Origin of the sequence: Streptomyces fradiae, assembly GCF_041270065.1 — a bacterium.
Classification (GTDB): Bacteria; Actinomycetota; Actinomycetes; order Streptomycetales; family Streptomycetaceae; genus Streptomyces.
In genome coordinates this window covers 2,944,408-2,967,963 of record NZ_CP065958.1, presented here as the reverse complement: position 1 = coordinate 2,967,963, position 23,556 = coordinate 2,944,408, and the positions used below count along the sequence as shown (strand labels likewise).

The following is a 23,556-nucleotide window of genomic DNA, read 5'->3' as shown; positions in this document are numbered from 1 at the left end:
CGTGCATGGCGTCGTACGGCCAACCTCCGTACGGCGCCATGCGCTTGTCCTAGAGTGGGCGCCATGCGTGCCGGTGCCGGCCCCGAGTTCTGTCGTAGGCCCCGCGGAGTTCTCCGTGGGGCCGCTTTGACGTTGGTCTTCACCGGGGTGCTCGGCACCGCCGCCGCCACCGGTTCGCTGCCCCGCGAGGAGCGGCGGCACGAGCCGGCCCCGGCCGCCGCCACCGCCGCGGACCGGTCCACGGTCGACCGCGCCGCGCTCGCCCGGGCCGCCGCCGAGGCGATGGCCGACGGCAAGTCCGGCAAGAAGGCCGCCGAGGAGTTCGTCAGCCGCAGCGGCGACCGCTGGGGCGCCGTGTACGACAAGCGGGAGTACGCCGAGTTCGAGCAGGCCCTCGACGGCTCCTACACCGGCGTCGGCCTGTCCGCCCGGCGGGCCGGGCGCGACCGGGTGGAGATCAGCCGGGTGCAGCCCGGCGGCCCGGCCGAGCGGGCCGGGCTGCGCCCCGGTGACCGGCTCACCGCCGTGGACGGGCGCCCGGTCGACGGCCTCTCGGTCTCCGAGATCGTCTCCCTGCTGCGCGGCGACGGAGTCCCCGGCTCCACTGTCGGACTCGGCGTCGAGCGCGGCCGGGCCGTCTGGACCGAGCCCCTGCACCGGGCCCTGCTCGCCGTCGACCCGGTCGCCGTCCGCCGGCTCGGCGACGGCACGGTGCTGATCCGGGTGGCCGCCTTCACCAAGGGAACGGGCGAGGAGGTACGGCGGGCCGTGCGCTCCGCACCGGCCGGCGCCGGCGTCCTGCTCGACCTGCGCGGCAACTCGGGCGGCCTGCTCACCGAGGCCCGGGCCGCCGCCTCCGCCTTCCTCGACGGCGGCCTCGTCGCCACGTACGACATCGACGGGCAGCAGCACGCGGTGTACGCGGAGGGCGGCGGCGACACCGCACGGCCCCTGGTCGCGCTGATCGACGGCGGCACCATGAGCGCGGCCGAGCTGCTGACCGGAGCCCTGAAGGACCGCGGCCGGGCGGTCACCGTCGGCTCGCCCACCTTCGGCAAGGGCTCGGTCCAGATGCCCAGCACCCTGCCCGACGGCTCGGTCGCCGAGGTCACCGTCGGCCACTACCGCACCCCCGCCGGTCACGCGGTGGACGGCCGGGGCATCACCCCGGACGTCGCCGGGGGCGACCGGCCCGAGGAGCGGGCCCGCACGGTATTGAGTGGCCTCGGAGGGGGCTCGTAGTGCGAAAATGGCCGCACTATGGCAAAGGGACTCGTCAACGTGCAGGGCAAGCCTGCGAAGAAGAAGGCCCAGGACAAGGGGCCTGAGCGCAAGCTCATCGCGCAGAACAAGAAGGCGCGCCACGACTACCTCATCCTCGACACCTACGAGTGCGGCCTCGTGCTCATGGGCACCGAGGTGAAGTCGCTGCGCATGGGCCGGGCGTCGCTGGTCGACGGCTTCGTCCAGATCGACGGCGGGGAGGCCTGGCTGCACAACATCCACGTGCCCGAGTACTCCCAGGGCAGCTGGACCAACCACTCGGCGAAGCGGAAGCGGAAGCTGCTGCTGCACCGGGAGGAGATCGACAAGCTGGAGCAGAAGTCCTCCGAGACGGGTCACACGATCGTGCCCCTCGCGCTGTACTTCCTGAACGGCCGGGTGAAGTGCGAGATCGCGCTGGCCAAGGGCAAGAAGGAGTACGACAAGCGGCAGACGCTGCGTGAGCAGCAGGACACGCGCGAGACGGCGCGGGCCATCGCGGCGGCGAAGCGGCGCCAGCGCGCCCAGGAGCGTTAATCTGCTGGCAAGGGTGCCCGCAGGTCACGTACCATGGGCCCTGCACCCCACAGAGGGCGCAACCTTTGAAAAATCAACATGGGGATGATCGGTTTCGACAGCGGATGTCGAAGCAGGGGAAGCGTGTCGAGGAAGCGGCAATGATCTCGTAAACCACGCGCCGAAACCAATAATCGCCAACACCAAGCGCGATTCCTTCGCCCTCGCTGCCTAAGTAGCGACTTGCGAAGTGTCAGCCCGGGGCTGTTCCCGACCCGGATCCTGGCATCAGCTAGGGGACTAAACCTTGATCCCGGTCACGGGGTGAAGAGGGAAATCAAACAGTGACTGAGCCCGTTCCGGACTTGTCTGGGTGATCCGGAGGGCCGAGAAACTCGTACCAGACTGCACACGGAGAAGCCCTGGTTCCGCACCGTTGGACGCGGGTTCGATTCCCGCCATCTCCACTCATCCCATGTGGGCGAAAGGCCCGGTGGCCGTCACGACGACCGCCGGGCCTTCGTCATGTCCGCAGTCTTGATGTCCGCCCTCTTGTCGACTTGGTCTGGACCTGACACTCTTCCGGTCGCCGCCCCCCACGCCACGGCATCCCCGGAGGTACGTATGCGCCACAAGGGACTCCTCGCGGTCCTGCCCATGCTCCTCACCCTCCTCGCCCCCGCCGCCCCGGCCGCCGCCGCGCCCGCGCCGGTCCAGGTCTACGGCGCCTGGCACTGCGGTGACGACTACTGCACCTGGTCGCGGGTCCGCGACGTCGCCGAGTTCGACGCGAAGAACCACTGGCTGATCGACCGCGGCGACGGGCGGCCCTCGGTCAACGTGGTCGTCCTCAGCTTCGTCGACCCGCTGGAACTGCTGCACGGCACCACCGACGCCACCACCGCGAACGGCGTGCCCGTCGGCATGAACCGCGAGATCGTCCAGTACTTCACCTCGCGCGGGATCCGCGTGATGCTCTCCATCGGCGGCATCACCTACACCGACGCGTGGGACGCGGCCCTCGCCGAGGACCCGGCCGGCCTCGGCCGCGCCGCGGCCGCCGTCGCCGCCGACCTCGGCGTCGGCATCGAGATCGACTACGAGCAGAACACCGGTCCGAACCTCGCCGGGCTGCAGTCCTTCATCGACGCCTACCGGTCCGTCCACCCCTACGACGCCACCGGCGCGAACCCGGCCGCCCGGCTCACCCTCGACACCGCGGCCGGCGACCGCTGGCTGATCGACATCAACCGCAAGGCCACCGCCGACTGGCTGCGCACCGACACCCCGGTGCTCGACTACGCCAACGCCATGGTCACCGCCCGCCCCACCTCGGCGAGCTCCCACATCGCCAACTGGCAGGAGCACCTCGACGGCAAGTCGCAGTACTCCCCGCCCGTCCCCCCGCTCGCCCCCGCCAAGCTCACCGCGGGCCTCTACATCGCGTACGGCCGCAGCCCGCTGCCCGAGTGCACCAACTACGCGAACTCCCTCCAGAAGGCCACCGGCGACTGGGTCAGAAACGCGGCCCCCAACGGCGCCGGAACCACCTCCGGCCTGCTCGGCTACATGTTCTGGGCCGCCGAGAAGCCCTCCACCCGCGGCCTCGGCACCCAGGAGCCGGACGGCTGCGCGGGCGGGGTGGGCGCGGGGGCGACGTCCTTCGGCGTCCAGGTCCCGATGGGGCCGCTGCGGCAGAGCTGATCAGGAGGAGATCGGCGCGTGTGCGCGGCGGCTCCGGCCGGTCGTCGCGCACAGCAGCAGGGCCAGGGCCGCCGCCAGCGGCGGGGTCAGGTAGCCGTACAGCGGGGTCGGGGCGTGATCGGCGAGGTGGCCGCCGGTGGCCGAGCCCGTCGCGATGCCGGCGAGGAGGGCGGTCACCGCGAGGGTCATGCCCTCGTTGAGGCGGCCCGGTGGGGTGAGGCGCTGGATCAGGCCCATGCCGGTGACCATGGTCGGGGCGGTGGCCGCGCCCGCGAGCAGGAGCGCGCCCGCGAGGGCGAGGAGGGAGCCGGTGCGGGCGGCCAGGAGGGGGAGGGTCATCAGCAGGGTCATCGCCGCGAGGCAGGCCGCGAGCGGGGCCGCGCGGCGGGCCCGGCCGTAGACCAGGCCGGCCGCGCAGGAGCCGGCCGCCTGGAGGGCGAGGACCGGACCGGCGGCCGGGCCGTCCACGTACGCGAGGGTGACCACCTCCATCGAGCCGAAGACCGCACCGGTCGCGAGGAAGACCGCGAGCAGCCCCGGCATGCCGGGGCTGCGCAGCGGGGAGCCGCCGGAGGCGGGCGGCGCGGCCGGCGGTTCGGTCGTGCGCTGGGCCGCGAAGAGCAGCACCCCGGCGAGGAAGAACGCGGAGCCGACGAGCGCGCCCGCCTCCGGGAAGAGCGCCGAGCAGAGGAACGCGGCGAGCACCGGCCCCAGCATGAAGCCGAGCTCGTCGGCGGCCTGTTCGAAGGAGTTGGCGGTGTGCAGGGCGCCCGGGTCGCCCTTCAGGAGGTGCGCCCAGCGGGCCCGGGCCATGCCGCCGACGTTGGGCGCGGTGGCGCCGAGCACGGCGGCCGCGAACAGCGTCCAGACCGGCGCCCGGCCGTGCGCGCACAGCAGCAGGACCAGCTGGCCCAGGACCGCCCAGACGGTGGCCGGGACCGCGACCCGGGCCTGGCCGTGCCGGTCGACCAGCCGGGCGATCCAGGGCGCGGTGACGGCGCCCGCGGCCAGTCCGGCCGCGCTGACCGCGCCGGCCAGGGCGTAGGAGTCGTACGCCCCGGAGATCAGCAGGATGGTGCTGACGCCGAACATGCCCGAGGGCAGCCGGGCGAGCAGATTGCCGGCGGTGAACGCGCGGGTGCCGGGGAGCGCGAACAGGCGCAGATACGGGTTGCGGGGGAGCGGGCGGCGCGGGCGTGGTGCTGCGGGCGCCCGGTATGCGGGTGCCGGGGCGGGGCCGGCGGGGGTCAGGATCAACGGGCGGGACGGGTCTGGCTGGTACGGCATGACTCCAGGCTCCGTTGGCATGCCCCTGCCGGTCCAACACCTATCCGGTGGCGATTCACGCACCCCTGTTGTTAAAAAGGGCGCGTGGCCACCCCGAACGACCTCGACCCCCGCCTCCTGCGCGCCTTCGTCGCCGTCGCCGAGGAACTGCACTTCACCCGCGCCGCCGGCCGGCTCTTCATCGCCCAGCAGGCCCTCAGCCGGGACGTCCGCCGGCTCGAACGCGCCCTGGGCACCGAGCTGTTCCTGCGCACCACCCGGCAGGTGGTGCTCACCCCGGACGGCGAGCGGCTGCTGCCGTACGCCCGCCGGGTGCTCGCCGCGCACGACGAGCTCGCCGAGGCCTTCCGCGCCGAGCCCCGCCCCCTCCTCGTCGACCTCAACAGCGCCGGCCTCTGCCACGAGCGGGTGCTCCACCGGGCCCGCGAACTCGCCCCGGAACTCGAGCTGATGGCCCGGTACGAGAGCGGACTCACCGGCGCCGCCCGGGACCTCCTCGCCGGGCGCCTCGACGCCTCCTTCGGGCGGTACGGCGGGCTCGCGCCCGGACTGCGGGCCGGTCTGGAGGCGCAGCTCGTCCGGTACGAGCCGATGGCCGTGCTGCTGCCCGAGGGCGACCCGCTCGCCGGGCTGCCCCGGGTCCCGCTGGACGCGCTCGCGGGCCGTTCCGTCTACGCGGGCGCCGGCAACGACCGTACGCCCGAGTGGACCGACCTCGCCGCGCGGCTCTTCGCCGGCCGGGGCATCCGGGTCGCGGCGCCCGCGCCGCTCGTCGTCGGCAAGGAGGAGTTCCGCCGGGTGATGGCCAAGGCCCCGACCCCGGTGCTCGCCGTGGTCGACTTCCCGCCGATGCCGGGCAGCGTGCTGCGGCCGCTGACCGACCCCGTACCGCTGTCACCGGTGAGTCTGGTGTGGCGCAAGGGGCTGCGGCACCCCGGTCTGGACGTGCTGCGGCGGGCCGCCGCCGAGCTCGCCGCCCAGGAGGGCTGGCTGGCCCGTCCGCCCGGGTCCTGGCTGCCGGAGGGCGAGGAACCCGGCATTCCGTAAGGGGTCCCGTGACGCCGGGGCGGCCCGGCGCGCCGGGGGCGCTCACAGCAGCACCGCGCTCCGGGTGAGAGCAAGGTTCCGCGCCCGTCACCGTCCACCGCCGCCGTACGAAACGCGCCGTTCCTAGCGTCACCCGCAACAGTCGGACAGCGCGGAGGTGCGGGATGAGCGGCCGGTGGATCGAACGCTGGGAGCCGGAGGACGAGACCTTCTGGCAGGAGACGGGCGAGCGGATCGCGAAGCGGAACCTCCTCTGGTCCGTGATCTCCGAGCACATCGGCTTCTCCATCTGGAGCATGTGGTCGGTCATGGTCCTCTTCATGGGGCCGCAGTACGGCGTGGACGCCGCCGGGAAGTTCTTCCTGATCGGCACCGCCACCCTCGTCGGCTCGCTCATCCGCGTCCCGTACACCTTCGCCGTCGCCCGCTTCGGCGGCCGGAACTGGACGGTCTTCAGCGCCCTGCTGCTCCTGCTGCCGACCGGCTTCGCGTACGCCGTGATGGAGCCCGGCACCTCGTACGGCACGTTCGTGCTCGTCGCCGCGCTCACCGGCGTCGGCGGCGGCAACTTCGCCTCCTCCATGACCAACATCAACGCCTTCTTCCCGCTGCGGAAGAAGGGCTGGGCGCTCGGCCTCAACGCGGGCGGCGGCAACATCGGCGTCCCCGTCGTCCAGCTCGTCGGCCTGCTCGTCATCGGCACCGCGGGCGCGATGCACCCGCGGCTCGTCCTCGGCGTCTACGTCCCGCTCATCGTGCTCGCCGCCCTCGGCGCCGCGCTCTTCATGGACAACCTCGCCCCGGTGAAGAACGACACCGGCGCCGCCAAGGAGGCCGTGCGGGCCGGCCACACCTGGATCATGGCCTTCCTCTACATCGGCACCTTCGGCTCCTTCATCGGCTACAGCTTCGCCTTCGGGCTCGTGCTGCAGACCCAGTTCGGGCGCACCCCGCTGCAGGCCGCCTCGCTCACCTTCGTCGGCCCGCTGCTCGGCTCGCTCATCCGCCCGGTCGGCGGCGCGCTCGCCGACCGGCACGGCGGCGCCCGCATCACCCTGGGGACCTTCGCCGCGATGTCCCTCGCCACCGGCGTCGTCATCTACGCCTCGGTCGCCGCGTCGCTGACCGTCTTCCTGGTCGGCTTCGTCGCCCTCTTCGTCCTCACCGGCCTCGGCAACGGCTCCACGTACAAGATGATCCCGGCGATCTTCCTCACCCAGGGGCACCGCAAGGGGCTCACGGGCGAGGCCGCCGAGGCGTACGGGCGGCGCATCTCCGGCGCCTCCATGGGCCTCATCGGCGCCGTCGGCGCGCTCGGCGGCCTCGGCATCAACCTCGCCTTCCGGCAGTCCTTCCAGACCGTCGGCACCGGCACCGGAGCCTTCGTCGCCTTCCTCGCCTTCTACGCCGCGTGCATGCTCGTGACCTGGGCGGTATACCTTCGCCGGCCCGCCTCCGTGGCCTCCGTGCCGGACACCGCGGCCGGAGCCGAGCCGGACCGCGCGCCCGCCGAGGTATGAGCGCGAGGGATGAGTCACAGTGGTCGCTGAGGGCCGTAACGACCAGGAAATACGTGTGAACCGAGACGGACATCCTTCCCCGGCAGTGTCGGCGGACATGGACGAGCAAGAGCAGGCGCAGCAAGGGCCCCTGGCGGGGTTCACCGTCGGCGTCACGGCGGCGCGGCGCGCGGACGAACTGATCGCGCTGCTGCGCCGGCGCGGCGCGGGCGTCGTGCACGGCCCCGCGCTGCGGATCGTGCCGCTCGCCGACGACACCGAGCTGCTCGCCGCCACCAAGGACCTCATCGACCACGCCCCGGACGTCGTCGTCGCCACCACGGCGATCGGCTTCCGCGGCTGGGTCGAGGCGGCCGACGGCTGGGGCTTCGGCGAGGCGCTGCTCGACCGGCTGCGCGGGGTCGAACTCCTCGCCCGTGGCCCCAAGGTGAAGGGCGCGGTGCGCGCGGCCGGGCTCACCGAGTCCTGGTCGCCGTCCTCCGAGTCGATGGCCGAGGTCCTCGACCGGCTGCTCGGCGAGGGCGTCGCCGGGCGCCGGATCGCCCTCCAGCTGCACGGGGAGCCGCTGCCCGGCTTCGTGGAGGCGCTGACCGAGGGCGGGGCCGAGGTCGTACCCGTACCCGTCTACCGCTGGATGCCGCCGGAGGACCTCGGTCCGCTCGACCGGCTGCTCGACGCGACCGTGGCCCGCGCCCTGGACGCGGTGACCTTCACCAGCGCCCCGGCCGCCGCCTCGCTGCTCGACCGGGCGCGCCAACGCGGCCTGGCCGAGGAGCTGGTGACGGCCCTTCGGCACGACGTCCTCGCGGTGTGCGTGGGGCCGGTCACGGCCCTGCCGCTGCAGGCCCACGGCATCGACACCCACCAGCCCGAACGCTTCCGGCTCGGCCCGCTGGTCCAGCTCCTCTGCCGCGAACTGCCCGCCCGCGCCCGGGTCCTGCCGGTCGCCGGGCACCGCGTCGAGATCCGCGGCCACGCCGTCCTCGTGGACGGCGAGCTGCGCCCGGTGCCGCCGGCCGGCATGGCCCTCCTGGGCCTCCTCGCCCGCCGCCCCGGCTGGGTCGTCGGCCGCCCCGACCTGCTGCGCGCGCTGCCCGGCGCGGGCCGCGACGAGCACGCCGTGGAGACGGCGATGGCCCGGCTGCGGGCCGCCCTCGGCACGCCGAAGCTGATCCAGACGGTGGTGAAGCGGGGGTACCGGCTGGCGCTCGACCCGGCGGCGGACACGAAGTACGGGGACGGGTCAGCGGAGTAGCCGGATCCGGCGGCGCGGGGGCGGTTACGGTACGCGGATGACCACCGTCGCGATCAGACCCGCCGAGACCGAGTCCCCCGCCGAAGCCGCCGCCCTCGCCGCCGCGTTGCTGCGCAACCGGGCGTACATGCGGCCCTGGGAGCCGCGCCGGGAGGAGGCGTACTACACGCCCGGGGCGCAGGTGGCGCGGCTCGCGGACGGCGCGCGGCGCTGGTTCGCCGTGGACGGGGAGACCCTGGTCGGCGGCATCACGCTGACCGGGATCGTCCTCGGGCCGTTCCGCAGCGGCTCGGTCGGCTACTGGGTGGACGAGGCGTACGCGGGGCACGGCCTGGCCACCGCGCTGGTACGGGAGGCGTGCCGGGCGGCCGCCGAGGAGCTCGGCCTGCACCGGGTCGAGGCGAGCACGCTGCTGCACAACCACGCCTCGCAGCGGGTCCTCGCCAAGTGCGGGTTCGAGCGGGTCGGCACCGCGCCCCGCTATCTGCACATCGACGGCGACTGGCGCGACCACCACCTCTTCCAGCGGATCCTGCACGACGACCCGCCGGCCGGCTTCGGGGCCGACACCGGTCCGGACGCCCGCTAGCCGTTCGCGCGCAGCATCGGGGTGCTGACGTGGGACTTCTCGGGTCCCGGCCGGAACAGCATGATGATCAGGCGGGAGCCGGGCGCGGTGAGCGGCTGGGCGGCGCAGATCGTGACATGGCCGGGGCCCAGGAGGGCGTGGCGCAGCGGGCGTTCGGCGCCGTCGGGGTGGAGGTGCGCGCCGCCCGCCTCCCACAGCCGGCCGAGGAAGGCGTCGGCGCGGACCTCCCGCTCGATCTGCCGCAGCGTCGGGTCCTCCGGGCGCGCGGCGAGCGCGGCGCGCAGCTGCGGGAGGACCGGCGGCGCCCACACGGTGTCCCAGTCGATCAGGCTCTGCTCGCGGGCGCTCTCGTCGAAGAGCATCCAGCGCATGGTGTTCGCGGGGGCCCGGCCGCCCGGGTACAGCTCGGCGAAGCGCCGGTTGTGGGCGAGGACGTTCCAGGAGGCGTCGCTGACGTACGCCATGTGCCCGATGCCGTCGACGGCCTCCTGCCACGCCCCGGGGAGCTCCAGGCCGGAGGAGGGGTTGAGCGGCCCCGGCGGGTCGCCGATGCCCGCGTACCGGCAGAGCATCACCCACTCGCGCTCGTCGAGACCGAAGAGGCGCCCTATCTGGCGCAGGTAGTCGGCGGGCGGGTTGGGGTACCGCCCGGTCTCCAGGCGGTTGTACGTGTCGACCGCCCGGCAGGTGAGCTCGTCGACCTGCTGCTGGGCGAGGCCGCGGGCCCGCCGGCCGCGCCCGGTGGGCCGGGAGAGGCCGTGCGCCTCGGGGTCGATCAGCTCGCGGCGCTCCTTGAGGAGGGCGCGCAGCGCTGTCTTGTTCACGTCACTTTCACCAGCCCTCCGAATTGTCCGCACGCGAATTGTTAGAAAAAACAGTCTGTAGATAATAGACGTTTCAACATTCATGCTGTGGGTGCCCCCGTGCTGATCGTCCGCTTTGCGGCGCTGACCTGCGGGGACACCACCGAACCACCGGACGGCTCTCCCCCGGGCCCTCCGGTTCCGGTCGGCCCGGGCGGCTCCCCCGTACGCCCGGGCCGACTGCTTTCCGCCACCGGATCCCAGGGCCCTGCTAGGCCCCCCGCCCTCTGGTCACCCGCGTGCTCCCGGAGCACTCTGGTCGAGCCGGATGAGGAGCGTTCCGACCCGAAGGGTGGCAGGGGCATGCCAGGGCGATTCGAGGCCGGGCGGGTGTGTCTCGAGCTCGCCGACGAGGCGCTCGACCGGGTCGAGGGGCTCGTCGTCTTCCTGCGCGGCGCCGGGGTCGTGCCCGCCGGGGCGCGGCTCGCGGGGGTGGACCGGCGGTGGCTCGGGCCGTTCCGGGAGCTGCGGGACTGTGTCGCCGAGCTGGTCGGCGCCCAGCTCTCCGGGCGCCCCGCCCGGCCCGCCGCCCTGGCGCTGCTCAACGCGCTCGCCGCCGCCGCGCCGCCCGCGCCCCGGGCCGTACGGACCCGCTCCGGGCTGCTCGTCCGCACCCTCGGCGGCGAACCCGACTGCCGGGCCCTGCTCGCCGCCGTCGCCCGCGACGCCGTCGAACTCCTCACCGATCCGGCCGCCCGCGCCCTGCTCCGCCGCTGCGAGGGACCGGGCTGCCGGCGCTGCTATCTCGACACCTCCCGGGGCCGCCGCCGGCGCTGGTGCTCCAGCGAGGAGTGCGGCAACCGGGCCCGCGTCGCCCGCCACCGCGCCGCGCACCCCAGGGGCGGCCTTTCCGGCCCCGATCCGAAGGACACGGCCCAGGCCTGACATATCGCCTTCCGGTGGCGTACGCTCGACGGCTGCCCAGTGCACGTCAGAAGGGGGCCCGGGTGGCCGCGCAGGAAGCCGTCGACACGGTCAGAGACCGTGAGATCGGTGTCGAACAGGAACATCTGGATCAGGTCTACCGCCGCCTGGAGGAGAAGATCCACGAGGCGGAGTTCCTGATGCACGACGCCGCCCAGAAGGGCCACGTCGGAACGCCCGGCGCGCTCGCCGAGCGCGACGCCCAGGTCTTCCGGGCCGGCGTCCACCTCAACCGGCTCAACAACGAGTTCGAGGACTTCCTCTTCGGCCGGATCGACCTGCTCTACGGCAAGGACGGCAAGAAGGGCCCCGACGGCGCCTACACCTCCGTCGAACCCGCAGAGGACGCCATCCGGACCGACGGCGCCCAGCAGTACGCCGACATCGGCGAGACCCTGCACATCGGCCGCATCGGCGTCCTCGACGCCGACTACGCCCCCCTGGTCATCGACTGGCGCGCCCCGGCCGCCGCCCCGTTCTACCGCTCCACCCCGGTCGACCCCGGCCGGGTGGTGCGCCGCCGCGTCATCCGCTCCAAGGGCCGCAAGGTCCTCGGCGTCGAGGACGACCTGATGCGCCCCGAGCTCAAGGCCACCCTCGACGGCCAGGAGCTCCCGGTCATCGGCGACGGCGCCCTGATGGCCGCGCTCGGCCAGGCCCGCGGCCACACCATGCGCGACATCGTCGCCTCCATCCAGGCCGAGCAGGACCTGGTCATCCGCGCCCCCGCCGCCTCCGTCACGTACGTCGAGGGCGGCCCCGGCACCGGCAAGACCGCCGTCGCCCTGCACCGCGCCGCCTACCTGCTCTACCAGGACCGGCGCCGCTACTCCGGCGGCATCCTGATCGTCTCGCCGACCCCGCTGCTCGTCTCGTACACCGAGGGCGTGCTGCCCTCCCTCGGCGAGGAGGGCCAGGTCGCCATCCGCGCCCTCGGCTCGCTGGTCGACGGCGTCGAGGCCGACGCGTACGACGAGCCCGCCGTCGCCCGGGTCAAGGGCTCCTCCCGGATGCTCGCGGTGCTCCGCAAGGCCGCCCGCGGCGCCCTGGAGACCCCCGCGCCCAAGGCCCCCGCCCGGGCCGCCGGGGACCAGCTCGCGTTCGGCGACGAGGACGAGGCGCCCGCCGCTTCCGCCGGCACCCCGACCCTGCTCCGGGTCGTCGCCTTCGGCCGCCGCCTCGAACTCGGCGCCGACGAGCTCCGCCGGATCCGGCAGAACGTGCTCTCCGGCACCGCCCCCGTCAACCTGCTCCGCCCCCGCGCCCGCCGGCTGCTCCTCGACGCCCTGTACGCGAAGTCCGGCGCCGCCGGCCGGCACAGCGACCCCGAGCTCGCCGCCGAGCTGCGCTCGTCCTTCGACGAGGACGTGTCCACCGAGGACTCCTTCCTCGGCTTCCTGGACGCCTGGTGGCCCGAGCTCACCCCGCGCGGGGTCCTCGACGCCATGGCCGACGAGCGGCGGCTCGGCCGCTGGGCCCGCCGCGTGCTCAACCCCGGCGAGGTCCGCCGGCTGGCCCGCTCGCTGCGCCGCCCCGGCCTGTCCGTGCACGACGTGGCGCTCCTCGACGAGCTGGCCACCCTGCTCGGCGCCCCGGCCAAGCCGCGCAAGAAGCGCGAGTACGACCCGCTGGACCAGCTCACCGGCCTGGAGGAGCTGATGCCGGTACGCGAGGAGACCCAGCGCGAGCGGGCCGAGCGGCTCGCCGCCGAGCGCACCGAGTACGCCCACGTCATCGTCGACGAGGCGCAGGACCTCACGCCCATGCAGTGGCGGATGGTCGGCCGGCGCGGCCGGCACGCCACCTGGACGGTCGTCGGCGACCCCGCCCAGTCCTCCTGGTCGGACCCGGACGAGGCCGCCGCGGCCCGCGACGAGGCCCTCGGCACCCGCCCCCGGCGCCGCTTCGAGCTCACCGTGAACTACCGCAACCCGGCGGAGATCGCCGAGCTCGCCGCCAAGGTGCTCGCCCTCGCCATGCCCGGCAAGGAGTCGCCGCGCGCGGTGCGCTCCACCGGCGTCGTGCCCCGCTTCGTCCCCGTGGCGGAGCGGACCGGTCTGGCCGAAACCGTACGTTTGGCTGCCGAACGGCTCCTGAGCGAGGTCGAAGGAACGGTCGGCGTGGTCGTCGCCATGGACCGGCGCGCCGAGGCCGCCCGCTGGCTCGACGGCCTCGGCGACCGGGTGGTGGCGCTCGGCTCCCTGGAGGCGAAGGGACTGGAGTACGACGCCACGGTGGTGGTCTCACCGGCGGAGATCGCCGACGAGTCGCCGGCCGGACTGCGCGTCCTGTACGTGGCGCTGACCCGCTCCACGCAGGCGCTCACCGTGGTCTCGGGCGAGCGCGACCTGCCGGACGAGGACGGCGTACCGGACCTGCTGAGGGACTGATTTCGCGTCAACCCGCGCCGGGGGAATCACGTTCGGGGGTGGTTTGTTAGCCTGGTCGTGGCACCGGCTCGATCCAAGCCCCCGGGCCCAACCTTCGTCCCTCAGAGGGACCACTTGCCGCGAGGCGAGCATGGCGGGTCGGTGCCATTGGCTTGCAGAGGCCCCCGTCACCTTCAGGTGACGGGGGCCTCTGTCGTCGGCTCTTCTGTTTGGGCGCCACTTCTCGTATGGTGGAAACTACTTTCCGAAAACGAAAAGACCGTATTACCTGCTACCGGCAGGTAGGTGCGACGATCGGAGGGCGCCGCCGGGCGAACCAGCCGGGGCGGCGTAGCAACGAAGCTAGGGAAAGCAGAGGAACACGGCCATGGCAACGGCGCCCAGCGTCTCGTACTCGATGACGGTCCGCCTGGAGGTGCCGGCGAGCGGCACGGCGGTCTCCCAGCTCACCACGGCCGTCGAGACCCATGGCGGCTCCGTCACCGGCCTCGACGTGACCGCTTCCGGCCACGAGAAGCTCCGCATCGACGTCACCATCGCCGCGACCTCCACCGCGCACGCCGACGAGATCGTCGAGCAGCTGCGCGGCATCGAGGGCGTCGTCCTCGGCAAGGTCTCGGACCGTACGTTCCTGATGCACCTCGGCGGCAAGATCGAGATGGCGTCCAAGCACCCCATCCGCAACCGTGACGACCTGTCCATGATCTACACCCCGGGCGTGGCCCGGGTGTGCATGGCGATCGCCGAGAACCCCGAGGACGCCCGCCGCCTCACCATCAAGCGCAACTCCGTCGCAGTCGTGACGGACGGCTCCGCCGTCCTCGGCCTCGGCAACATCGGCCCCAAGGCCGCGCTGCCCGTCATGGAGGGCAAGGCGGCCCTCTTCAAGCGCTTCGCCGGCATCGACGCCTGGCCGATCTGCCTGGACACCCAGGACACCGACGCGATCGTCGAGATCGTCAAGGCCATCGCCCCCGGCTTCGCGGGCATCAACCTGGAGGACATCTCCGCGCCGCGCTGCTTCGAGATCGAGGCCCGGCTGCGCGAGGCCCTGGACATCCCGGTCTTCCACGACGACCAGCACGGCACCGCCATCGTGGTGCTCGCCTCGCTGACCAACGCCCTGCGGGTGGTCGGCAAGGGCATCGGCGACGTACGGGTCGTCATGTCCGGTGCCGGCGCCGCCGGTACGGCCATCCTGAAGCTGCTGATCGCCGCCGGCGTGAAGCACGCCGTGGTCGCCGACATCCACGGCGTCGTGCACGCGGGCCGCGAGGACCTGGTCGACGCCAAGCCCGGCACGCCGCTGCGCTGGATCGCCGACAACACCAACCCGGAGGGCGTCACCGGGACCCTCAAGGAGGCCGTCGTCGGCGCCGACGTCTTCATCGGCGTCTCCGCCCCGAACGTGCTCGGCGGCGAGGACGTGGCCAGGATGGCGGAGGGCGCGATCGTGTTCGCGCTCGCGAACCCGGACCCCGAGGTGGACCCGGCGGTCGCCCGCCAGACGGCCGCCGTCGTGGCCACCGGCCGCTCCGACTTCCCCAACCAGATCAACAACGTGCTGGTCTTCCCGGGTGTCTTCCGCGGTCTGCTCGACGCGCAGTCCCGGACGGTGAACACGGACATGATGCTGGCCGCCGCCAGCGCCCTGGCCGACGTCGTCACCGAGGACGAGCTCAACCCGAACTACATCATTCCCTCGGTCTTCAACGACAAGGTCGCGGGAGCGGTGGCCGGCGCCGTGCGCACCGCGGCGAAGGCGGCGGGCGCGGGCGCCGAGAACGGCGTCTGACGGACCGGCGGCAGCGGCGCCGGTGAACCGGGCGGGGGTGCGTCGGTGAACCGGGCGGGGGTGCGTCGGTGAACCGGGCGGGGGTGCGCGTGTCGTGCGGCGCCGCGCCCCAAACCCGCCTTTAGGGTGGTAGTCCGGCTCCGCATTGTCCGCGCGGAGTCGACGCTACGTCACCACCGAGGGGCACTGGCGCTTTTCGTGTGACCCCAGGGGGTGCCGGATTGGCGTTCCCGCCGCTGGTGGGGGCAGGATGCGGTCTGGGCGCGAGGGTCTGTCACCAGACCCGGGTCCGGGCACTGTCCGAGGGCCCTGGCAGCATCGGCTTCGCAGTGCCCGACATGCGGCTCATGGCCGCGTGGCCCGCCTCACAGGCAACCCGCCTCACAGGCAAGAAGAAATACGGGAGTAACGAAATGAACCGCAGTGAGCTGGTGGCCGCCCTGGCCGACCGCGCCGAGGTGACCCGCAAGGACGCCGACGCCGTGCTGGCCGCCTTCGCCGAGATCACCGGTGAGATCGTCGCCAAGGGCGACGAGAAGGTCACCATCCCCGGCTTCCTGACCTTCGAGCGCACCCACCGTGCCGCTCGCACCGCGCGCAACCCGCAGACCGGCGACCCGATCAACATCCCCGCCGGCTTCAGCGTGAAGGTCTCCGCGGGCTCGAAGCTCAAGGAAGCCGCCAAGGGCAAGTAAGTCGCCTGCAGGCAGCGCGCCAGGAGGCCGTACGACGGCCTGAGGCAAGCGGAGAGGGCGGTCACCCTGTCAGGGGGTGGCCGCCCTCTCGTATGCCCTCTGGGACCCCATCAGGGCCCGCAGGGGCCCGTACGGGGTGGACCCGTACGGGCGGGAAGTCCTGCTAGACCAGCGCGCTGCCCGGCAGCTCGACCTTGGCGCCCAGCTCGACGAGCTTCTCCATGAAGTTCTCGTAGCCGCGGTTGATCAGGTCGATGCCGTGCACCCGGCTGGTGCCCTGCGCCGCGAGGGCGGCGATCAGGTACGAGAAGCCGCCGCGCAGGTCGGGGATGACGAGGTCGGCGCCCTGCAGCCGGGTCGGGCCGCTGACGACCGCCGAGTGGAGGAAGTTGCGCTGCCCGAAGCGGCAGTCCGAGCCGCCCAGGCACTCGCGGTACAGCTGGATGTGGGCACCCATCTGGTTCAGCGCCGAGGTGAAGCCGAGCCGCGACTCGTACACCGTCTCGTGCACGATCGACAGGCCCGAGGCCTGCGTCAGGGCCACGACCAGCGGCTGCTGCCAGTCGGTCTGGAATCCGGGGTGCACGTCCGTCTCCAGCGCGATCGCGTTGAGCGAGCCGCCCGGGTGCCAGAAGCGGATGCCCTCGTCGTCGATCTCGAAGGCGCCGCCGACCTTCCGGTACGTGTTGAGGAAGGTCATCATCGAGCGCTGCTGCGCGCCGCGCACATAGATGTCGCCCTCGGTCGCCAGCGCCGCCGACGCCCAGGACGCCGCCTCCAGGCGGTCGGAGAGGGCGTGGTGGTTGTAGCCGCCGAGCTTGTCGACACCGGTGATCCGGATGGTCCGGTCGGTGTCCATGGCGATGATCGCGCCCATCTTCTGCAGCACGCAGATGAGGTCCTCGATCTCCGGCTCCACGGCCGCGTTGGACAGCTCGGTGACGCCCTCCGCGAGCACGGCGGTGAGCAGCACCTGCTCGGTCGCGCCGACGGAGGGGTACGGGAGGGCGATCTTGGTGCCGCGCAGCCGCTGCGGGGCCTCCAGGTACTGGCCGTCGTCGCGCTTCTCGATCGTCGCGCCGAACTTGCGGAGCACGTCGAAGTGGAAGTCGATCGGCCGGCCGCCGATGTCGCAGCCGCCGAGGCCCGGGATGAAGGCGTGCCCGAGGCGGTGCAGCAGCGGGCCGCAGAAGAGGATCGGGATCCGGGAGGAACCGGCGTGGGCATCGATGTCGGCCACGTTGGCGGACTCGACGTGGGTCGGGTCGAGGATCAGCTCGCCCGGCTCCTCGCCGGGGCGGACCGTCACGCCGTGCAGCTGGAGCAGCCCGCGGACCACGCGGACGTCACGGATGTCGGGCACGTTGCGCAGGCGGCTCGGCTCGCTGCCGAGCAGGGCGGCGACCATCGCCTTGGGCACGAGGTTCTTCGCGCCGCGGACGCGGATCTCGCCCTCCAGCGGGGTTCCGCCGTGGACAAGCAGGACATCGTCTGTGCCGGTCATGAATCTCGCGTTCCGGATCGTCGGTCGGGACGGCCGTCAGGTAGGCCAGAGAAAAGAGTAAGGCGCGATCAGACCCCGATTGTGTGGCCGAGGGGGCCCCGTGAACGTAATGAATTCGGCACAACACCCTCCGTTCCCGTGATCTTGCGGAGCGTCACCGTCCGCTTCTTCCTCTTCCTCCGTCCGCCGCTCCCGCCGGCTCCCCGGCTGACCTGCGATGGCGCCCGCCTACCCCGGACCCGACCGGACAACCCCCGCGAACGCCGAAAGTGCGGAATCATGTGTCGCATGACCGAGGTGTCCTCGCTCACAGGCCGGCTGCTCGTCGCCACCCCCGCGCTGGCGGACCCCAATTTCGACCGCGCGGTGGTCCTCCTGCTCGACCACGACGACGAGGGCTCCCTCGGCGTGGTCCTCAACCGTCCGACCCCGGTGACCGTCGGAGACATCCTCGCCCCCTGGGCCGCGCTGGCCGGCGAGCCCGGCGTCGTCTTCCAGGGCGGCCCGGTCTCCCTCGACGCCGCGCTCGGCATCGCCGTCATCCCCGGCGACGAGGGCCCGCTCGGCTGGCGCCGGGTGTACGGGGCGATCGGCCTGGTCGACCTGGAGACCCCGCCCGAACTCCTCGGCCCCGCCATCGGCGCCCTGCGGATCTTCGCCGGCTACGCGGGCTGGGGCCCCGGCCAGCTGGAGGGCGAGCTGCGCGACGGCGCCTGGTACGTCGTCGAGTCCGAGCCCGGCGACGTCTCCTCCCCGCGCCCCGACACCCTCTGGCGCCAGGTGCTCCGCCGCCAGCGCGGCGAGCTCGCGATGGTGGCGACGTACCCGGACGACCCGTCGCTGAACTGAGTCGTACGAGCGATCGAATCCTCACTCGTTTCGGCACGCCTGGGTGAATGTGGTTCTGATGTGCGAACCGCTCGCTAGCGTGGCCGGCGATGAAGCTGACTGTGCAGGTGAAGCTGAAGCCGACGCCCGAGCAGGCGGAGGCCCTGCTGGCGACCCTGCATGCGTGCAATGAGGCCGCTTCTTGGGTGGCGAAGATTGCTTTCGAGGAGGGGGAGTTCAACAACTTCGCCCTGCGTAAGCGCGTGTATGGCCAGGTGAAAGGCCGTTGGGCTCTGGGCGCCCAGGCAGCCCAGCATGTCATCAAGAAGACGTGCGACGCCTACGCCACCTTGAGGGCGAGTCTGAGGGCGGGCAGGTATGGCGCGCCGGGAACGGTGCGGAATCGCCGGGCTTCGGAGAAGCCTGTCGTCTTTCGCCCCGAGGGAGCGCAGCCGTTCGACGACCGGATGCTGTCCTGGCAGTGGGACGCGGGAACCGTGTCCCTGTGGACGGTACGCGGGCGTCTCAAGGCTGTTTGTTTCGCCGCAGGCGACGAGCAACTGCGCGTGCTTGCTCTCCATAGACGTGGTGAGTCGGACCTGGTGTGCAGAGATGGCATGTGGTTCCTTATCGCCACGTGTGAGGTCCCGCAGGCCGAGCCGACTGTCGCACCTGTGGACTTCCTGGGAGTGGATCTCGGGATTGTGAACATCGCCACCACCTCGGACGGCGAGATCATGGCGGGGCGGGGCCTTAATCGACTGCGAAGGCGGGAGCAGCGGTTGCGGCGGAAGCTCCGCGAGAAGAACACCAGGTCCGCCAAGCGTCGCCTGCGGAGAAGGCGTCGCAAAGAAGCGCGGCGGTCGAGGGATGTCAATCACAAGATTGCGAAGAGGATTGTGGCCGAGGCTGAACGCACCGGTCGTGGGATCGCCCTGGAAGACCTGACGGGCATCCGCGAGCGGGTACGGCTTCGCAAGCCCCAACGGGCCATGATTCACATGTGGAGCTTCGCGCAACTGGGCGGATTCATCGCCTACAAGGCGCGGAGGGTCGGGGTCCCGGTCGTGTACGTCGATCCGTCGTATACCTCCCGTACCTGCGCCGAATGCGGTCACATCGACAAGGCGAACCGGGCCTCGCAGGCCCGGTTCGTGTGCCGGTCCTGCGGGTTCGTTGATCATGCAGACCGGAACGGCTCCCGGAACATCCGCGCACGTGCGCGGATGTTCCGGCGAAGCGGGGCCCCATCGACGGCCCCTGCCCCCGCGAGGCCGCGGGTGGCTGGACGCGGACCGTGTGTCGCACCTGTCGGCGCCGGTCGTGCAAGCCCTGTCGCCGCGACGGCGGGCGGTTGATTACCCTTGGGTCCCATGAGCACTCTCGAGCCCGAGCGCGGGGCAGGTACGGGAACCCTCGTCGAGCCGACGCCGCAGGTGTCCCACGGTGACGGCGACCACGAGCGCTACGCCCACTACGTCCAGAAGGACAAGATCATGGCGAGTGCCCTCGACGGCACTCCCGTGGTGGCGCTGTGCGGCAAGGTCTGGGTACCGGGGCGCGACCCCAAGAAGTACCCGGTGTGTCCCATGTGCAAGGAGATCTACGAGTCCATGGGCTCGGGCGGGGACAAGGACAAGGGCGGCAAGGACGGCAAGGGCGGCAAGTAGTCCTTCAGTCCTTAGCCGTCAGCGGGTCCTCGGCGTCAGCTGTCGGGGACGGCCCCCGGCGTGTGCACCTGTGTGGTGCGTGCGCCGGGGGCCGTTTCGTTTCCCAGTGGTCGAGACCTCTTGTCGGGCCGTCGGTCCGCCCCTAACCTCACGCGTGTTGTGCAGTACGAAACGCCCGTTGCGTATGTTGCAACGCACGCCTGCTCGGAGGGGACCCGTCGTGAAGCTTCCTGCCCGCATCGCCCTGCCCGTCGCGCTGCCCGTCACGCTCCTCGCCCTCGCCGCCTGCGCCCCACAGACCTCGAACGGCGCCGCCACGACCGACGACAAGAGCGGCACCCTGCGGGTCTGGCTCTTCCAGGAGGTCGACAACAAGCCCAAGGAACAGGTCGTCGACCAGGCCGTCGCCGCCTTCGAACAGCGCCACAAGGGCACGAAGGTCGAGGTCGAGTACATCCCCGTCGACACCCGCGCCCAGCGCGTCAAGGCCGCCTTCAACGACCCGAAGTCCGCGCCCGACCTCATCGAGTACGGCAACACCGACACCGCCGGCTACGTCAAGGACGGCGGACTCGCCGACATCACCGCCGAGTTCGGCGCCTGGGCCGACGCCAAGGACACCGACCCCACCGCCAGGGCCTCCGTCACCGTCGCCGGCAAGGTCTACGGCGCCCCGCTCTTCGTCGGCGTCCGGGCGCTCTACTACCGCACCGACGTCTTCCAGGACCTCGGCCTCACCGCGCCCAAGACCCAGGACGAGCTGATCGCCACCGCGAAGAAGGTCCACAAGGCCAGGCCCGAGCTGTACGGACTCGCCGTCGGCGGCGCGTACACCTACGGGGCCATGCCCTTCATCTGGGCCAACGGCGGCGAACTCGCCACCGCCGAAGGGACGGGCGCGGGGGCGGGCGGCGCGGGGGCCTCGTACAAGGCGGCGATCAACAGCCCCGCCGCCCGCAAGGGCATCACTGCCTACACCTCCCTCTTCGGCGACGACAACTGCCCCGCCGCCAAGTGCGCCCAGATGGGCGGCAACGCCACCGTCACCGCCTTCGCCTCCGGCAAGGCCGCCATGGCGATCGGCGGCGACTTCAGCCACCAGGCCGTCGAGGCCGGCGTCGTCAAGGGCAAGTACGCCGTCGTGCCGCTGCCCGGCACCACCCCCGGCTCCGTCGCCCCCGCCTTCGCCGGCGGCAACAACCTCGGCGTGCTCAGGAGCACCGGCCACCGCACCCTCGCCGTCGACCTCATGAAGGAACTCGCCGGCAAGAACACCCAGGGCAGGCTCTTCGACGCCATGGGCTTCCTGCCCACCTACACCGACGTCCGGCAGCGGGCCGCCCAGCGGGAACCCTTCGTCAAGCCCTTCATCGACACCCTCGGCGCCGGCGCCAAGTTCGTCCCCGCCTCCGCCGGCTGGGGCCAGATCGACGCCTCGCTCGTGCTGCCCACGATGTTCCAGGAGATCGTCAGCGGCCGTAAGGACGTCGCCGCCGCCTCCGACGACGCCGCGAAGAAGATGGACGCCGCCTTCGCCGCGGCGGCGCGCTGAGACGACGGGAACCGGCCGCACCCATGACCACCGCGCTCGTCACCCGTACGGCCAAGGAGGCACAGGCGCCGCCCCGGCGCACCGCCCGCCGCCGCGGCGGCTCCGCCCGGACCCCTTGGACCCCCTGGCTCTATCTGCTCCCCGCCCTCGTCGTCCTCGGCGGACTCCTCGTCTACCCCGTCTACCAGCTCGGCCTGATCTCCTTCCTCGAATACACCCAGGCCCAGGTCAGCGGGGGACAGCCGACCACCTTCCAGGGCCTCGGCAACTACCAGGCACTGTTCTCCGACCCGCAGTTCTGGCAGGTCCTGCTCGCCACCGTCCTCTTCGCCGCCGCCTGCGTCGTCACCACCCTCGCCGTCGGCTGCGCCCTCGCCGTCCTCCTCACCCGGATCCGCGCCCTGCCCCGGCTCGCCCTGCTGCTGGCCGCGCTCGGCGCCTGGGCCACCCCCGCCATCACCGGCTCCACCGTGTGGGTGTTCCTCTTCGACCCCGACTACGGGCCGGTGAACCGGGTGCTCGGGCTCGGCGACTTCTCCTGGACGTACGGGCGCTACAGCGCCTTCGCGCTGGTCCTGATGGAGGTCGTCTGGTGCTCGTTCCCCTTCGTCATGGTCACCGTCTACGCGGGCATCAAGGCCGTCCCGGCCGAGGTCCTGGAGGCCGCCGCCCTCGACGGTGCCTCGCAGTGGCGCATCTGGCGCTCCGTCACGGCCCCGATGCTGCGGCCGATCCTGGTCGTCGTCACGATCCAGTCGATCATCTGGGACTTCAAGGTCTTCACGCAGATCTACGTGATGACGGGCGGCGGCGGCATCGCCGGCCAGAACCTGGTGCTCAACGTGTACGCGTACCAGAAGGCCTTCGCCTCCTCCCAGTACAGCCTCGGCTCGGCGATCGGGGTCGTGATGCTGCTGATCCTGCTGGCGGTGACGCTGGTCTACCTCCGGCTGCTGCGACGCCAGGGAGAGGACCTGTGAGCGTTTCGCGTGTGTCGCCGGTCCGTTCGCTCCTCCGCCGGCCGGGGCGGCTGGCCGCCGAGGCGGTGGCGCTGCTCGTCGCCGTCGTGGTCGCCTTCCCGCTGTACTGGATGCTCCTCTCGGCCCTCAAACCGGCCGGCGAGATCCAGTCGACCTCACCCCGACCCTGGACCCTGTCCCCGTCCCTCGACTCCTTCCGCCGCGTCTTCGAGCAGCAGGAATTCGGCCGGTACTTCCTCAACTCGCTGCTCGTGGCCGGCACGGTGGTCGTCGCCTCCGCCGTCATCGCCTTCCTGGCGGCGACCGCCGTCACCCGCTTCCGCTTCCGCTTCCGGACCACGCTCCTCGTGATGTTCCTGGTCGCGCAGATGGTGCCGGTCGAGGCCCTGACCATCCCGCTGTTCTTCCTCATGCGGGACGCCGGCCTGCTTAACACCCTGGGCTCCCTGGTCCTCCCGCACCTCGCCTTCTCGCTCCCCTTCGCGATCTGGATGCTGCGCGGCTTCGTGAAGGCGGTCCCGGAGGCCCTGGAGGAACAGGCCGCCCTCGACGGCGCGAGCCGCACCCGCTTCCTGTGGCAGATCCTCTTCCCCCTGGTCCTCCCCGGCCTCGTCGCGACCAGCGTCTTCTCGTTCATCTCGACCTGGAACGACTTCCTCTTCGCGAAGTCCTTCCTCATCAGCGACACCTCGCAGTCGACCCTCCCGATGGCGCTGCTCGTCTTCTTCAAGCCGGACGAGAACGACTGGGGAGGCATCATGGCCGGCTCGACCGTGATGACGATCCCGGTGCTCGTCTTCTTCGTACTCGTACAGCGCCGCCTGGTCTCGGGCCTGGGCGGCGCGGTGAAGGACTGACGCGATGACGCACGACGACCCGTACACGGCGTTGGGCCCGGGTCCGGACCCGGCCCAGGGCTCGGCCCCGGACCCCCGTTCGGCCCCGGGCCTCGGCCCGAACCTGGGTCCGGGCCCCGGCCCGGATCTGGGCCCGGGCTCCGGCCCGAACGTGGGTCCGGGCCCCGGCCCGAACCTAGGTCCGGCCCCCGGCCCGGCTCTGGACCCGGGCTCCGCCTCGGGTTCGGCCCTCGGCCCTGGCTCGGACCTGGCCCCCGGCCCGGCTCTGGCCGCGGGCTCGGCCCCGGGCCCCGCCCCTGACCCGAACCTGGACCCGG

General features: G+C 72.3%; 20 protein-coding genes and 1 other RNA gene. 18 read left to right on the top strand and 3 right to left on the bottom strand.

From position 1 onward, the window contains the following. Positions 1–63 precede the first annotated feature (63 nt). The 4 genes from JAO84_RS13365 to JAO84_RS13350 all read left to right on the top strand — a co-directional run bounded on the left by JAO84_RS13365 (position 64) and on the right by JAO84_RS13350 (position 3,483). Positions 64–1,242 carry a S41 family peptidase gene (locus JAO84_RS13365; RefSeq protein WP_370413060.1) on the top strand — a complete coding sequence of 393 codons (1,179 nt, stop codon included), beginning with the start codon at positions 64–66 and terminating at the stop codon, positions 1,240–1,242. Between the two features lie 18 nt (positions 1,243–1,260). Beyond that, positions 1,261–1,800: an SsrA-binding protein SmpB gene (smpB, locus tag JAO84_RS13360; RefSeq protein WP_265868061.1), complete on the top strand. Its 540-nt coding sequence runs from the start codon at positions 1,261–1,263 to the stop codon at positions 1,798–1,800. 80 nt (positions 1,801–1,880) lie between these two features. Continuing rightward, positions 1,881–2,249: a transfer-messenger RNA gene (ssrA, locus tag JAO84_RS13355) on the top strand. A gap of 154 nt (positions 2,250–2,403) precedes the next feature. Beyond that, entirely contained in the window at positions 2,404–3,483 is a 1,080-nt protein-coding gene (locus JAO84_RS13350; protein ID WP_370413059.1) for a hypothetical protein, read from the top strand. Here the strand turns inward: JAO84_RS13350 and JAO84_RS13345 are convergent, their stop codons facing one another. Further along, entirely contained in the window at positions 3,484–4,770 is a 1,287-nt protein-coding gene (locus JAO84_RS13345; RefSeq protein WP_370413058.1) for an MFS transporter, read from the bottom strand. An 84-nt stretch (positions 4,771–4,854) separates the two neighbouring features. On the opposite strand from JAO84_RS13345, the gene JAO84_RS13340 reads away from it, so the two are divergent. From JAO84_RS13340 to JAO84_RS13325, 4 genes are all read left to right on the top strand, one after another. After that, positions 4,855–5,817: a LysR family transcriptional regulator gene (locus JAO84_RS13340; RefSeq protein ID WP_370413057.1), complete on the top strand. Its 963-nt coding sequence runs from the start codon at positions 4,855–4,857 to the stop codon at positions 5,815–5,817. A 164-nt stretch (positions 5,818–5,981) separates the two neighbouring features. Next, positions 5,982–7,337 (top strand): nitrate/nitrite transporter, encoded by a 1,356-nt coding sequence (locus JAO84_RS13335; protein ID WP_370413056.1) that lies wholly within the window; start codon positions 5,982–5,984, stop codon positions 7,335–7,337. A gap of 97 nt (positions 7,338–7,434) precedes the next feature. Continuing rightward, positions 7,435–8,592 carry a uroporphyrinogen-III synthase gene (locus JAO84_RS13330; RefSeq protein WP_370413055.1) on the top strand — a complete coding sequence of 386 codons (1,158 nt, stop codon included), beginning with the start codon at positions 7,435–7,437 and terminating at the stop codon, positions 8,590–8,592. 37 nt (positions 8,593–8,629) lie between these two features. Next, positions 8,630–9,181 (top strand): GNAT family N-acetyltransferase, encoded by a 552-nt coding sequence (locus tag JAO84_RS13325; RefSeq protein WP_370413054.1) that lies wholly within the window; start codon positions 8,630–8,632, stop codon positions 9,179–9,181. Here JAO84_RS13325 and JAO84_RS13320 read toward each other — a convergent pair. Beyond that, positions 9,178–10,005 (bottom strand): helix-turn-helix domain-containing protein, encoded by an 828-nt coding sequence (locus JAO84_RS13320; RefSeq protein ID WP_370413053.1) that lies wholly within the window; start codon positions 10,003–10,005, stop codon positions 9,178–9,180. The two genes, JAO84_RS13325 and JAO84_RS13320, sit on opposite strands and share 4 nt — an antisense overlap. Positions 10,006–10,347: 342 nt before the next feature. Here JAO84_RS13320 and JAO84_RS13315 point away from each other — a divergent pair, with 342 nt between their 5' ends. The 4 genes from JAO84_RS13315 to JAO84_RS13300 all read left to right on the top strand — a co-directional run bounded on the left by JAO84_RS13315 (position 10,348) and on the right by JAO84_RS13300 (position 15,848). Beyond that, positions 10,348–10,929, top strand: a complete 582-nt coding sequence (locus JAO84_RS13315) for an ABATE domain-containing protein (RefSeq protein WP_370413052.1) — start codon at positions 10,348–10,350, stop codon at positions 10,927–10,929. Between the two features lie 62 nt (positions 10,930–10,991). Further along, complete coding sequence (locus JAO84_RS13310) at positions 10,992–13,358, top strand: UvrD-helicase domain-containing protein (protein ID WP_370413051.1); 2,367 nt, start codon at positions 10,992–10,994, stop codon at positions 13,356–13,358. Positions 13,359–13,725: 367 nt separating this feature from the next. Continuing rightward, a complete protein-coding gene (locus JAO84_RS13305; protein WP_370413050.1) occupies positions 13,726–15,153 on the top strand; it encodes an NAD-dependent malic enzyme in 1,428 nt (475 codons plus the stop codon). Positions 15,154–15,566: 413 nt separating this feature from the next. Further along, a complete protein-coding gene (locus JAO84_RS13300; RefSeq protein ID WP_128983783.1) occupies positions 15,567–15,848 on the top strand; it encodes an HU family DNA-binding protein in 282 nt (93 codons plus the stop codon). A 163-nt stretch (positions 15,849–16,011) separates the two neighbouring features. Here JAO84_RS13300 and murA read toward each other — a convergent pair whose 3' ends face one another. Beyond that, a complete protein-coding gene (gene murA / locus JAO84_RS13295; protein WP_265868077.1) occupies positions 16,012–17,352 on the bottom strand; it encodes a UDP-N-acetylglucosamine 1-carboxyvinyltransferase in 1,341 nt (446 codons plus the stop codon). A 288-nt stretch (positions 17,353–17,640) separates the two neighbouring features. Here murA and JAO84_RS13290 point away from each other — a divergent pair, with 288 nt between their 5' ends. The 6 genes from JAO84_RS13290 (at position 17,641) to JAO84_RS13265 (ending at position 23,239) form a co-directional block, all read left to right on the top strand. Beyond that, a complete protein-coding gene (locus JAO84_RS13290) occupies positions 17,641–18,201 on the top strand; it encodes a YqgE/AlgH family protein (RefSeq protein WP_265868078.1) in 561 nt (186 codons plus the stop codon). 89 nt (positions 18,202–18,290) lie between these two features. After that, positions 18,291–19,538: a transposase gene (locus JAO84_RS13285; protein WP_265868079.1), complete on the top strand. Its 1,248-nt coding sequence runs from the start codon at positions 18,291–18,293 to the stop codon at positions 19,536–19,538. A 15-nt stretch (positions 19,539–19,553) separates the two neighbouring features. Beyond that, positions 19,554–19,850 carry a DUF3039 domain-containing protein gene (locus JAO84_RS13280; RefSeq protein ID WP_265868080.1) on the top strand — a complete coding sequence of 99 codons (297 nt, stop codon included), beginning with the start codon at positions 19,554–19,556 and terminating at the stop codon, positions 19,848–19,850. A gap of 220 nt (positions 19,851–20,070) precedes the next feature. Further along, the gene (locus JAO84_RS13275; RefSeq protein WP_370413049.1) at positions 20,071–21,402 is read left to right on the top strand and encodes an extracellular solute-binding protein; all 1,332 of its coding nucleotides are present in this window, start codon (positions 20,071–20,073) and stop codon (positions 21,400–21,402) included. A 23-nt stretch (positions 21,403–21,425) separates the two neighbouring features. After that, positions 21,426–22,382, top strand: a complete 957-nt coding sequence (locus JAO84_RS13270; RefSeq protein WP_370413048.1) for a carbohydrate ABC transporter permease — start codon at positions 21,426–21,428, stop codon at positions 22,380–22,382. Next, positions 22,379–23,239 (top strand): carbohydrate ABC transporter permease, encoded by an 861-nt coding sequence (locus JAO84_RS13265; protein ID WP_370413047.1) that lies wholly within the window; start codon positions 22,379–22,381, stop codon positions 23,237–23,239. Before JAO84_RS13270 ends, JAO84_RS13265 begins: the two co-directional genes overlap by 4 nt. The last annotated feature ends 317 nt before the right edge of the window (positions 23,240–23,556 follow it).